11 protein-coding genes are annotated in these 9,900 nt (G+C 69.5%); 4 read left to right on the top strand and 7 right to left on the bottom strand.

What is annotated here, in order from left to right:
• Nucleotides 1–285: 285 nt before the first annotated feature.
• From AC5W54_RS22135 to queC, 4 genes are read right to left on the bottom strand one after another with little or no spacing between them, the layout of a single operon-like run.
• A complete protein-coding gene (locus tag AC5W54_RS22135) occupies nt 286–573 on the bottom strand; it encodes a YkgJ family cysteine cluster protein (protein WP_495964264.1) in 288 nt (95 codons plus the stop codon).
• A gap of 32 nt (nt 574–605) precedes the next feature.
• Nucleotides 606–1,445, bottom strand: coding sequence for a 6-carboxytetrahydropterin synthase (locus tag AC5W54_RS22130; protein WP_495964263.1), 840 nt, complete (start codon nt 1,443–1,445; stop codon nt 606–608).
• Nucleotides 1,445–2,089 carry a 7-carboxy-7-deazaguanine synthase gene (gene queE, locus AC5W54_RS22125; RefSeq protein WP_495964262.1) on the bottom strand — a complete coding sequence of 215 codons (645 nt, stop codon included), beginning with the start codon at nt 2,087–2,089 and terminating at the stop codon, nt 1,445–1,447. The genes AC5W54_RS22130 and queE overlap by 1 nt, the downstream gene beginning before the upstream one ends.
• Nucleotides 2,089–2,880, bottom strand: a complete 792-nt coding sequence (queC, locus tag AC5W54_RS22120) for a 7-cyano-7-deazaguanine synthase QueC (protein ID WP_495964261.1) — start codon at nt 2,878–2,880, stop codon at nt 2,089–2,091. The genes queE and queC overlap by 1 nt, the downstream gene beginning before the upstream one ends.
• A gap of 315 nt (nt 2,881–3,195) precedes the next feature.
• Here queC and trhP point away from each other — a divergent pair, with 315 nt between their 5' ends.
• From trhP to AC5W54_RS22100, 4 genes are all read left to right on the top strand, one after another.
• Nucleotides 3,196–4,641: a prephenate-dependent tRNA uridine(34) hydroxylase TrhP gene (gene trhP / locus AC5W54_RS22115; protein WP_495964260.1), complete on the top strand. Its 1,446-nt coding sequence runs from the start codon at nt 3,196–3,198 to the stop codon at nt 4,639–4,641.
• 195 nt (nt 4,642–4,836) lie between these two features.
• On the top strand, nt 4,837–5,247 hold the full coding sequence (locus AC5W54_RS22110) for an SRPBCC family protein (RefSeq protein ID WP_495964259.1): 411 nt from the start codon (nt 4,837–4,839) through the stop codon (nt 5,245–5,247).
• 94 nt (nt 5,248–5,341) lie between these two features.
• Nucleotides 5,342–5,500 (top strand): hypothetical protein, encoded by a 159-nt coding sequence (locus AC5W54_RS22105; protein ID WP_495964258.1) that lies wholly within the window; start codon nt 5,342–5,344, stop codon nt 5,498–5,500.
• A 79-nt stretch (nt 5,501–5,579) separates the two neighbouring features.
• On the top strand, nt 5,580–6,260 hold the full coding sequence (locus AC5W54_RS22100) for a TVP38/TMEM64 family protein (protein WP_495964257.1): 681 nt from the start codon (nt 5,580–5,582) through the stop codon (nt 6,258–6,260).
• 1 nt (nt 6,261) lies between these two features.
• Here the strand turns inward: AC5W54_RS22100 and AC5W54_RS22095 are convergent, their stop codons facing one another.
• The 3 genes from AC5W54_RS22095 to AC5W54_RS22085 all read right to left on the bottom strand — a co-directional run bounded on the left by AC5W54_RS22095 (nt 6,262) and on the right by AC5W54_RS22085 (nt 9,294).
• Entirely contained in the window at nt 6,262–7,722 is a 1,461-nt protein-coding gene (locus AC5W54_RS22095) for a sensor domain-containing diguanylate cyclase (protein WP_495964256.1), read from the bottom strand.
• A gap of 222 nt (nt 7,723–7,944) precedes the next feature.
• Nucleotides 7,945–8,181, bottom strand: a complete 237-nt coding sequence (locus tag AC5W54_RS22090; protein WP_495964255.1) for a DUF2789 domain-containing protein — start codon at nt 8,179–8,181, stop codon at nt 7,945–7,947.
• Between the two features lie 69 nt (nt 8,182–8,250).
• The gene (locus AC5W54_RS22085) at nt 8,251–9,294 is read right to left on the bottom strand and encodes an asparaginase (protein ID WP_495964254.1); all 1,044 of its coding nucleotides are present in this window, start codon (nt 9,292–9,294) and stop codon (nt 8,251–8,253) included.
• Nucleotides 9,295–9,900: the final 606 nt, after the last annotated feature.

Genomic DNA, 9,900 nt, shown 5'->3' with positions numbered 1-9,900 from the left:
TCGCCTCCGGTTGCTCCCCACCCCGCCTCGCGGCGACGCAGTTACCTTCGGCTACGGGGTCATGGCTTACCCCGGTGCGGACTCTCACCGCACTGTGTGCACGCCTTCACGGGCGCACTGGGAGCGCAGATTTTCTGCGCGATTGGCGCCGTCAGGCGCCCCGGGGTAACCGTAGACGTGGCAGACAACCGCCGGCGCCGCTGCGCGACGCAATCGCCCCGCAGAGCGTGGCTCCCACAGGTAGGTAGATTCCCCGCCTTATGGAAGCTGGGCCCTACGACCGTTTCAGGTTGCGAGCTCCAGGGCGGCGATACGCTCGAGCGCCTGGTCGCGATGTTCGCCGCACAGTTCCCGGTCGAAGGTGAAGCGGGCGCAGACCGCGGGGCGGCGGGGATCGCCGAACAGACGGCAGAGGTTGTCGGCATCGAGCTGGACGCAGCGCACCCCGGCCGGCTTGCCCCGGGGCATGCCGGGAATCGCCGAGCTGATCGAGGGAGCGATGCAGCAGGCCCCGCAGCCGGGGCGGCAGGCGTCCCCGGCGTGCTTCCGTCCGGCCTCGACGCCACCCGTCATGGTCGGGTTCGCGCTCATCGGATCGGTCACGGTCATGCCTGGGCGAAGGCGCCCTTGTCGATTCCCTCGAAGGCCTGGACCCGAGTCGTGCGCCCGGTCTCGCGGGCGATCTCGGCGGCGAGCCAGGCGGCGATCTGTTCCACGGTGGTGGGGGTGTGGAGCACGGCGCAGCGCTCCCGCGGCAGGCGCAGGAAGAAGCTGCCCTGGTCGGCCCGGTAGCGGGTGGTCAGCTGGCCCCGGTACTCCGATTCGCCGCCGTCGGCGATGTCATCCTCGGTGACCAGGTAACGGTCGGCGAGCCAGTCGGCCCACTGCTGCTCGAGTTGCGGTGCACGCTTGCCGTCCTGCCAGACATGCAGCCGCGAGCGGTGGCCGTGGGCGATGCGCTGGCAGTTGCCGGCGTGGTGCTTGAGGCCGTGGCTGTAGCGGTAGGCGGGCCCGTCGATTGCCTCTTCACGCAGCACCAGCCGGATGGCCGTGACCCGTTCGGGCGGGCGGCGCATCAGGTCGTCGGCGAGGCGGGTGGCCAGGCGTTCGGCGGTGATCTCGCTCCAGGGCAGCAGGGTGAAGGCCTGACGCGGGGCGTGCATCTCCATGGGATAGGGCAGGGAGGTACGCACGCAGAGTCCCTCGCGGCACTCCTGCACCTCGACCCCGGGGGCCCGGGTCGGCACCAGCAGGGTATGGTCGGCCCCGGCGTCGAGCCGCGACTTGATCCACGGCTTGACCTCGCCGAAGTCGAACAGCATGCCGTCCTCGCCGAGCTCGCCGTCGAGCTCGGCGTCGACGTGCCAGCTGGTGGCGGTGAGGCCGCGGCGCGGGCACCAGAGCGAGACGTCGAGTTGGGTCAGGCGGTTGACGAAGAGCGTCATCAGTCGATCCCCGCGATCTTGTGGGTCTGCAGCGACAGGCGCCACTGGGGGTGGCCCAGGCAGTAGGCGACGGTCTCGGCCATGGTCGACCCCGTGCCGCCGAGCGGCGCACGGTCCATCGGCTGCAGGAAGAAGTGTCGGAAGTCGAGCCCGGCGAAGCGCCCGGGCGGGGCCTCGTCCTGGGGGTAGACCAGCTTGAGTTCGTCCCCTTCGGTCAGCGTGAGCGCTGTGGCGCCCTTGGGGCTGACGCAGAGCCAGTCGATGCCGGCCGGGGCGGGCAGGGTGCCGTTGGTCTCCACGGCGACCTCGAAGCCGCACTCGTGCATGGCACGGAGCAGTGCCTCGTCGAGCTGCAGCAGGGGCTCGCCGCCGGTGAACACCACATAGGGCGTGGCCACACCGTCCTGATCCGGCCAAAGCGCCGTCAGGTGGGCGGCCAGGGCCTCGGCATCGGCGAAGCGGCCGCCGTGCTGGCCGTCGGTGCCGACGAAATCGGTATCGCAGAAACGGCAAGCGGCGCCGGCGCGGTCCTGCTCACGCCCCGACCAGAGGTTGCAGCCGGTGAAGCGGCAGAAGACGCTGGCCCGCCCGGCCCGGGCGCCCTCGCCCTGCAGCGAGTAGAAGGCCTCCTTGACGTGATACATCAGGCACCTCCCGTGGTAGGGTCGGGTCGCTGTGCGGCACTGGCGGCGGTATCGGGCCGCTGTGAAGTGCCGGCGGCGGTATCGGGCCGCTGTGAAGTGCCGGCGGCGGTATCGGGACGCGGTAAATAGCCCAGCGGATCCGTCGCGCCGTTGGCGGCGAAGGCGTCCAGGCGTTCGCGGCAACTGCCGCAGCGCCCGCAGGCCAGGGCTTCGCCGCGGTAGCAGGTCCAGGTGTCGGCGTAGTCGAGTCCCATGGCCAGGCCCTCGGCGAGGATCTCGGCCTTGCCGGCGCGCAGGTAGGGGGCGTGGATCTCCACGGGGGAGAAGTTGGCGATGCCGGCCACGGCGTTCATCGCCTCTACGAACTCGGGGCGACAGTCGGGGTAGAGCACATGGTCGCCGCCGTGGGCGCCGTAGTCGACCCGGCCGGCACCGATGTTCACCGCCTTGGCGATGGCCAGCGACAGCAGGATCATGTTGCGATTGGGGACGACCGTATCGGCCAGGTTCTCGGCCCCATAGTCGCCCTCGGGCATCTCGCGGCTGGCATCGGTGAGCGCGGAATGGTCGATCAGGCCGTGGATGGCGCGGATGTCGACCACCTGGTGCGGCACGCCGAGTTCGCGGCACACGCGGGCGGCCACCTCGAGTTCGCGGGCGTGGCGCTGGCCGTAGTCGAAGGAGAGGGCGTGGACGTCGAGCCCCTCGCGCAGGGCGCGGTGCAGGACGGTGAAGGAGTCCATGCCGCCGGAGTAGATCACGACCGTGGCAGGCGTATTCGAGTGGGTCATAGCGGGTCTCGTGTCGGAGAATTTGTTGCGCCGCGCTACCGTGATGCGGCGGCGTTCCGGGGTCCGGTCCGGAGGGCCATCATTCTACTTGACCGGAAAGACAAGTGCACGGGCAGCTCCACCGAAAGGGGGGGGTAGGTGCCGGTATCGCTCGGGCCTGTCCCCGGCGCCTCTCACTATAGAGGCGCTTCCCCTCGGTGCTCGGTGCTCGGTGCTCGGTGCTCGGTGCTCGGTGCTCGGTGCTCGGTGCTGCTATAATAGGGCCCCTCATTTCCAAGCGCCTCCGGCGCCATCGTCCTGACAACGGTGATTTCCATGCAAGCCCCCGAACTGCTCTCCCCGGCGGGAACGTTCAAGAACATGCGCTACGCCTTCGCCTACGGCGCCGACGCCGTCTATGCCGGCCAGCCGCGCTACTCGCTGCGCGTGCGCAACAACGACTTCAAGCTCGACAACCTGCACCGGGGCATCGCCTACGCCCACGAGCGGGGCAAGCAGTTCTACGTGGCCTCGAACATCGCGCCGCACAACAGCAAGCTGAAGACCTACCTGCGTGACATGGAGCCGGTGATCGAGGCCGGCCCGGACGCGCTGATCATGTCCGACCCGGGGCTGATCATGATGATCCGCGAGCGTTGGCCGGATCAGGTGATCCACCTCTCGGTGCAGTCCAACGTGGTCAACTACGCCGCCGCGAGGTTCTGGCAGCAGCAGGGCATCAGCCGCATCATCCTGTCGCGGGAGCTGTCGCTGGCCGAGATCGCCGAGATCCGCGCCGAGTGCCCCGACCTCGAGATCGAGACCTTCGTGCACGGTGCGCTGTGCATCGCCTATTCCGGGCGCTGCCTGCTCTCCGGCTACTTCAACCACCGCGACCCCAACCAGGGCACCTGCACCAACGCCTGCCGCTGGAAGTACAACACCGTGGCCGCCGCCCGGGACGAGACCGGCGACCTGGTGCCGGCCAACTCGGCGGCGGCCCATGCGGCCAGCGGCGTCTGGACGCCGGGTGAGAGTGGACGGGCGGGCGGCCTGATCGCTTCCGGCGGGGGGAGCGCCGACATCGCCAGCACGGCCACCGCCGGCGGCGTCGAGGGTCAGGACGAGCTCTCGGCGCTGATCGAGGACCGCACCCGGCCGGGCGAGCTGATGCCGGTGTTCGAGGACGAGCACGGCACCTACATCATGAATTCCAAGGACCTGCGCGCCGTGCAGCACGTGCCCCGGTTGACCGAGATGGGGGTGACCTCGCTCAAGATCGAGGGACGCACCAAGTCACACTACTACGTGGCGCGCACCGCCCAGGTCTACCGCCGCGCCATCGACGATGCCGTGGCCGGCCGCCCCTTCGACATGCGGCTGATGGACGAGCTCGACAACCTGGCCAACCGGGGCTACACGGAGGGCTTCTACCGTCGCCACGTCCACGACGAGTACCAGAACTACGAGCAGGGCAATTCGGTGGGCGTCCACCAGCAGTTCGTCGGCGAGGTGATCGGCTACGAGCCGCAGCGCGGGGTGCTGGAGGTGGACGTCAAGAACCGCTTCGAGGTCGGCGACGGCATGGAACTGATGCTGCCCGGCGGCAACCGCCGCTTCACGCTCGAGCATATCGAGAACCGGCGCGGCGAGTCGGTCGGCGTCGCCCCGGGTTCCGGCCATGTGGTGCGTATCCCGGTGCCCGGCGAGGCGATCGCCCCCGAGCGCATCGAGTTCGCGCTGTTGATGCGGGACCTCCAGGCGGCAGGGCCCGGGCGGTAACCGCTGACGGGCAGACAACCGCCGGCGCCGCTTCGCGGCGAATCGCCCCGCGAAGCGTGGCCCCCACAGCAGGGCAGTTTCCTCGTCTGGTAGGAGGTTGGCTCCGCCGTGCGATTGGCACCGCAGGCGCACGGGCGGTAAGCTCCAGGCTGGCGTATCGCGTACGCCCCTTACTTCGTTTGCCGGGGAAGCCGCATGGCGACCATCGAACACAGCGCGTTTCTCAAGGCACCGCCGGAGCGGGTCTTCGCCCTGCTCGAGCGGGTCGAGGACTTCGTCGACTACTCCGACCTGATCGAGTCGATCGAGCCCCTGGGCGAGAATCGTTACCGCTGGCATGTGCACGCGGTGGGCCGCGACTGGACCTTCGACGTGGAGATCACCGAGTCGCGGGCCCCGGAGGTGCTGGCCTGGGAATCGCTGGGGGGGGTGGAGAATCAGGGCTGCTACCGGCTGACACCGGTCGCCGAGGGCACCGAGGTGGCGCTGACACTGACCTACACCCTGCGCAGCCGCCTGGTGGAGAAGGCCGTCAGCCGGGCGGCCAAGCCGCTGGTGGGCAGGGTGAGCCGGCAGATTCTCGAACGAGTGGAGGCCCGGCTGTGATGGTGATTTTCATTAGACTGCTATGTTTCTGTCGAGGATGAAGCGAGCTAGACTGGTGGAGACGAAGCTGCCGGCTTCTCGCGAGGATTCACCCATGATCAAGGGACTTTTCTGGTGTCTTGCGGTGCTGTTCGCGCAATTGGGTCTGTTGCGCTACGTCGACCTTCGTGTGGCCGCCATGCCGCGCCTGGCCGACTCTCTCCCTGTCGAGGACGAAGCCGAGACGTCTTCCTCGGGCGGATTGGATGCCTGAGTCGCGCGCTCCCGGTCCGTGACCCGTGGCCTGAGGCGTGGCACCATGCCGATTCTGTCCTGCCGCCGGGAGGGAGTCGATGCCCAAAGACAGCTCGCTGAATCGCCCCTGGCGCTGGGCGGCGATCGGAGCCAGCCTGTTGATGGCGGTTTACCTGTGGGTCTGGCACTCCCCCGACCTTGCCGACGTGCAGCGTTGGGCCGAGGAGGCATCCCACCATCCGCTGACCGTGATCGCCGTCATCCTGATCATGGCGGTGACCCTGGCCGTTGGCCTGCCCGGCAGCATCGGGCTGTGGCTCATCGCCCCCTTCTATACGCCGCTCGCGGCGACTCCCATGTTGATTCTCGGCAGCCTCGGGGGCGCGCTGGGTGCCTACTATCTTGCCGCGCGCCTCGGTGAACGCTGCTCGCAGGGGGCGCTGACCCGCAGGATCATGCGCATGCTGCAGAGGCGCAGCGATTTCCTGACCCAGTGCGCGCTGCGGATCATGCCCGGATTCCCCCATTCGGTGGTCAACTACGCGGCCGGGCTGTGTCGCTTACCCCTCGCCACCTTCATCGTCGCCGCGGTGATCGGCCTGGGGATCAAGTGGGCGGTCTACGCCAGTGCCATCCATGGCGCCCTGGTGGCGGTGGAGAGGGAGGAGGCCCTGGGGCTCGACGTGGTGATGCCGCTGGTGGCGCTGACGCTGCTGTTGCTGATCGGGGCCTGGATGCGCCGCCGTGTCGAGCAGGGTCGCAATGGCCTGATCGACTGAGTCAGGGCGGCGGGGTGAACCGATAGGTTCCGCTGCGGCCGTTGCGCTTGGCCTGGTACATGCCCTGGTCGGCGGCGTCGATCAATTCCCGGGCGTTGCGGAAGTCGGCATCATCGAGGCTGGCGATGCCGATGGAGACCGATACGTACAACGGCTCCCCCCCGGCCTGGGCGATGGGATGGCTGGCGAGCCGTTCCGATAGCCTGGCCGCCATGGCCTCGGCCCCCGCTGCCCGTTCGTCGGGCAGGATGACGAGGAACTCCTCGCCACCGTAGCGCCCGGCCAGGTCGCCTTCGCGGATCATCTCCTGCAGCCTGGCGGCAAAGTTGGCCAGCACGCGATCGCCCAACTGATGACCATGGCGGTCGTTGAGCTGCTTGAAGTGGTCCAGGTCGATGAACACTACCGCGAGCCCCTTGCCTTCCGTGCTGGAACGATGGAAGCGCTCCTCGAGCTGCGTCTCCAGCCAGGCCCGGTTGGCGAGCCCGGTGAGCGCGTCCAGGCGGCTGCTGCGCTCCAGCTCGGCGTGGCGCTCGCGCAGCGTCTCGAGCTCGGCCTGGTGGGCGTCGAGACGGGCGCCCAGGGCCAGCGTCTGCAGGAAGAGATGCTGCTTGGCCTCGGCCAGGAGCTCGTGGCTGTCCAGTCGGGGCGGACGGGTGATCTCCAGCAGTTCGACCATGCTCGGCAGCTGTGCCTGCAGATCGTCGAGAATCTCTCCCAGCGAGTCCATCGACAGGGCGTCGAGCCGTCGGACCAGCCGCCCGAAGGCCTTGGCGGGGGCCTCGGTCAGCCAGCCATCGGCGATCCGGCCGGAGAGGCGCAGGCAGAGGGTGTCGGGCGAGGCCGTTTCCAGCTCGCCGTGGCTGTCGGCGATGCCGCGGGCCAGGTGCAGGGGGATTCCCCAACTGGCGGCGAGCCAGGCCCCCAGGTCGGCATGGTCGCATCCGTAGCGTTCGCGCTCGGCCTGGCACAGGGCGTCGTGCCCCGTGGCGGCCCGGGCCAGTGCCGCATAGTCGTCGCCGTCGAGGGCGTCGGCGGCGAGGATGCCGATGTCCTGGAGCAGGGCGACGGTGAAGAGGGTGCCGGCTCGTTCGGGGCAGAGTCGGTCGGCCAGGTGGCGGGCGGCGAGTGCGGCGATGATCGCCCGCTGCCACAGGGCATTGAGGTCGAGTCGATCGGTCGTCGCCGAGTGGGCGAGCCCGAAGCTCATCACCGCCGCCAGGGTGGCATCCAGCCCGATTCGCGAGACGGCGTCGCGGCAGGTGCTCGCCTCGCGGCGATGGCGGGCATAGAAGACGCTGTTGGCCAGTGCTAGAAGGCGCAGGGTCAGGGCGGGGTCATCCTCGATGGCCGCGGCATAGTCGAACAGGCTCGCGTCGGCACGGCGTGCCACCATCAGCACCTTGGCCACGGCGGCAGGCAGCGAGGGCAGGGTGTGGCAGTCGTTCAGCCGTGCTTGCAAGGGGGCCGGTAGCGGGGGAAGAGACGGGGGCTCCAGAGTGGTTCCACATGCTGATGGTTCGCCAGGCGTCATCCGTTATTCCCTGCGTGATCGGTGGCGGGGGGCCGCCGCCGGGGCGAGCCCACGCCGCGTCGATGTTCGAATGGACGTGGCGTCCTGTCTGTACACGTTTTTTTACATTGGCCGGAGCGGAGGGTCAAGCGAACCGAAGGGAATCGAGGCTCAACGCTTGCGCAGCGAGGCGTTGAGATGGTCGACCACCTCGGCCCAGTCGGCATCCTCCTCGATGGCCTCGCGCAGGAACTCGGCCTGGCCCTCGTTCCAGCAGGGGGCATCGGGGAGCGGGGTCTCCTCGGGGATCGGGGCGTTGCGCTCGATGAAGCGCTTGATCGCCTCGGGGTCCGAGGCGAGGCCCAGCTGCTCGAAGAGCTCGGTGAACGGGTGATCGGGATGTTCCATGGCGGCGCTCCTTGCGGGACGGGATCACCTCCACCATAGCCATTTCCACGGTGTCGTGCCCGGCCAGTGTCAACGCTCGCCCACCAGGGGGGTGAGGAAGCGACGGCGCCGTTCGGCGTCGGTCAGCGGCTGGGCGAGCAGATGCACGAGCTTGGTCAGCGCCGCCTCGGGGGTCATCGACTCGCCACAGAGGACGCCGGCGTCGGCCAGGCCCTGGCCGGCGGCGTAGCTGCCGATGGCGATGCTGCCCGCCGGGCACTGGCTGATCGCGGCCAGCAGCTTGCCTTCGCCGCTGGCGCGGGCCAGCACGCCGAGCAGTGCGGGGTCCGGCGGTACGTTGCCGCCCCCCCAGACCTCGAGCAGGGCGCCCTGGAGGCGGTCGTCGTCGAGCCAGGCGGCGACCTGACGGGCCGTGATGCCCGGCCACAGCACCAGGCGGGCCACGCCACCCTTCGCCAGGGCGGCGTAGTCGGGCAGCTCGAAGCGCGGCGCGCCGCGCTGCTGGACCTCCAGGCCCCGGCCGGGATAGAGCACCGCATCGTCGTCGATGCGCTCGCCGAGCGGCGGGTAGTTGGGGCTCGCGAAGGCGTCCGGGGCGCTGGTGTGCCACTTGCGGCTGCGGACGCCGCGCAGCAGCTTGCCGGCAAAGGCGACGGCCACTTCCTGCAGGGCGGGGTTGGTGGCGAAGCGCAGTGCCGTCTCCACATTGGCCAGGGCATCGCTGCCCTCGGCTTCCAGGGGGCGCATGGCGCCGGTCGTCACCAGCGGACGGTCGAGCCCCTGCAGCTGGAAGGCCAGGCTCGATGCGGTCCAGGCCAGGGTGTCGGTGCCGTGGAGTACCACGATGCCGGCATGCGAGTGGTAGCGCTCGGCGATCTCCCCGGCCAGACGCTGCCAGTCGAGAGGCGTGGCGGCGCTGGAGTCGATGGGGGCCGGCGATTCGACCAGGGTGAAGGCGGGCAGCGCGGCACGGCGGGCGGGGGGCAGGGTGTCCAGGGCACGGCGCAGGCGCGCCTCGAAGTCGCCGCCCGGGGCCAGACCGCGGGAGGTTTCCACCATGCCGAGGGTGCCCCCGGTGTAGAGTACCAGCAGGGGATGGTTGGCCGCCGTCATGGTCGCTCCTGTCGGGATGAGTGAGGCGAGCATGATACCACCCCTCACTCGCGCACTCTCGCCCCCTGCGGGAGCCACGCTTTGCGGCGCGCAGCGGCGCCGGCGGTTGTCTGCCCCGTCAGCGGCTACCGCCGAGGCGCCTGCGGCGCCAATCGCTCGGCGGAGCCAAGCTCCCACAGGCAGGGAAACTACCAACCGTCGGAGCAAAGCTCCTGCCAGGCTGGGAAACTACCCCCCTGTGGAAGCCAAACTCCCACAAGCGGCGCCGGCGGTTGTCTGACCCGTCAGCGGCTACCGCCGAGGCGCCTGCGGCGCCAATCGCTCGGCGGAGCCAGGCTCCCACAGGCAGGGAAACTACCAACCGTCGGAGCAAAGCTCCTGCCAGGCTGGGAAACTACCCCCTGTGGGAGCCACGCTCTGCGGGGCGATTCGCCGCGCAGCGGCGCTGGGCGGTCATCGGCCAGGTTGGCGGCATCCGCCGAGGCGCCTGCGGCGCCAATCGCTCGGCGGAGCCAAGCTCCCAGTGCGCCCGTGAAGGCGTGCACACAGTGCGGTGAGAGTCCGCACCGGGGTAAGCCATGACCCCGTAGCCGAAGGTAACTGCGT

Source organism: Halomonas sp. LMYGS-3 (assembly GCF_059509875.1).
This window is presented reverse-complemented; position numbering and strand designations above follow the sequence as displayed.

What these genes read in the sequence shown, in the direction of transcription:
- AC5W54_RS22090 (WP_495964255.1), bottom strand. Translation starts at nt 8,181, where the DNA reads ATGGAACATCCCGATCACCCGTTCACCGAGCTCTTCGAGCAGCTGGGC.
- AC5W54_RS22100 (WP_495964257.1), top strand. Translation starts at nt 5,580, where the DNA reads ATGCCCAAAGACAGCTCGCTGAATCGCCCCTGGCGCTGGGCGGCGATC.
- trhP (WP_495964260.1), top strand. Translation starts at nt 3,196, where the DNA reads ATGCAAGCCCCCGAACTGCTCTCCCCGGCGGGAACGTTCAAGAACATG.
- AC5W54_RS22105 (WP_495964258.1), top strand. Translation starts at nt 5,342, where the DNA reads ATGATCAAGGGACTTTTCTGGTGTCTTGCGGTGCTGTTCGCGCAATTG.
- AC5W54_RS22130 (WP_495964263.1), bottom strand. Translation starts at nt 1,445, where the DNA reads ATGACGCTCTTCGTCAACCGCCTGACCCAACTCGACGTCTCGCTCTGG.
- queE (WP_495964262.1), bottom strand. Translation starts at nt 2,089, where the DNA reads ATGTATCACGTCAAGGAGGCCTTCTACTCGCTGCAGGGCGAGGGCGCC.
- queC (WP_495964261.1), bottom strand. Translation starts at nt 2,880, where the DNA reads ATGACCCACTCGAATACGCCTGCCACGGTCGTGATCTACTCCGGCGGC.
- AC5W54_RS22085 (WP_495964254.1), bottom strand. Translation starts at nt 9,294, where the DNA reads ATGACGGCGGCCAACCATCCCCTGCTGGTACTCTACACCGGGGGCACC.
- AC5W54_RS22110 (WP_495964259.1), top strand. Translation starts at nt 4,837, where the DNA reads ATGGCGACCATCGAACACAGCGCGTTTCTCAAGGCACCGCCGGAGCGG.
- AC5W54_RS22135 (WP_495964264.1), bottom strand. Translation starts at nt 573, where the DNA reads ATGACGGGTGGCGTCGAGGCCGGACGGAAGCACGCCGGGGACGCCTGC.